At 45.5% G+C, this 1069-nt stretch carries 2 protein-coding genes; both read right to left on the bottom strand.

Translation table 11 applies throughout. The annotated features are described in order from the left end of the window. Positions 1–306: 306 nt before the first annotated feature. Positions 307–852, bottom strand: a complete 546-nt coding sequence (locus ACTVJH_RS15880) for an ORF6N domain-containing protein (protein ID WP_455992867.1) — start codon at positions 850–852, stop codon at positions 307–309. A gap of 75 nt (positions 853–927) precedes the next feature. Beyond that, positions 928–1069, bottom strand: a 142-nt coding sequence (locus ACTVJH_RS15875; RefSeq protein WP_455992870.1) for an ORF6N domain-containing protein, incomplete at its 5' end; no start/stop codon positions are given.

Here is a 1069-nt window from a genome sequence, read left to right as displayed (position 1 = left end):
TTCGGCTCAAAATACATCAACTATCCGAAATGAATGACGATTTACTACAATTCAGACTCGTCTAAAATCTTCCATTCCAAGGAATTCTCTGATCCCCGGTCAACCGCATAGGAACCGCCAGCTAAAGGACTTTTTTTGCCAGCTAAACACGCGGAACAGTGTCTGCCCCCCGGGTATGCGAAATAAAGGCAGTTTATATTTAAAACCTTTCGTGTGCTTCGTATGTTTCGTTGGCCCCCCTGTCTTTGCCTTTTCGTTCAGCCAGAGCATAGAGCTATTTTCTGCAATTCTGACCAATAAAAATGGTCACTTCACTTTCTTCTTTATCAGATGCTTGAACTTGAGGACAGCGAAATTGATCTCGAATGATGTTTCGGTATCCGATGTCTGCAAATCGTTATCAAATATTTCGGAGATTATCTCTCCACTCTTCTGCATCAGGCTTTGCTGCTCCTGTTCGTCTTTGACTGTCGAGAGGGTCTGAATGTTCCTTGATAGCTCCCTCAGACGGGCAAAGGCCTCGATAATGGCGATGGTGGTCTGAACGGCCTGCGGACTCTTGAGGATGGTTGCCATCATGTACAACCCCTTTTCTGTGAAGGCCTTGGGCAAAACAGAAGAGTGTTTGAGACGGTTGAACCGGTCGAAATTTTCGACCAGTTGCTTTTTCTCGTCGAGTGTCAGCTCGGTGATGTAATCATCCAGAAAACGATCAGGATTGTTCTTTACAGCTTCATTGATCCTCTTTGTCTCAACGCCATAAAGCTCCGCCAGATCACTATCCAAAATAACTTTGCGCCCTCGTATATCCAGGATTTTAGATCCAACATGTTCAAATTTTACTATATCCATGTATATTCTCTTGTTGTCTGCGCGGTCTGGCCCCTCGGAGCTAGAAGGCCATTCTCTCCTGAGAACGCCTCATTCTCAAGGCCGGTTGTTCTGTTGCATGGACTCCCGACCGGCCTTTAAGGTCGAAGATTTCGACCTTAAAGCAAGCTGTTCCTCTGCTCCAAGTTCAAAATAAAAATCTTCGGGGAATTTATCAGGGTTGTTTCGAACAGCCTCG

This window comes from Desulfoplanes sp. PS50, assembly GCF_053851535.1.
This window is presented reverse-complemented; position numbering and strand designations above follow the sequence as displayed.

Bases quoted from the DNA above. Each gene is read 5' to 3' on its own strand.
- ACTVJH_RS15880 (WP_455992867.1), bottom strand. From the start codon at position 852: ATGGATATAGTAAAATTTGAACATGTTGGATCTAAAATCCTGGATATA.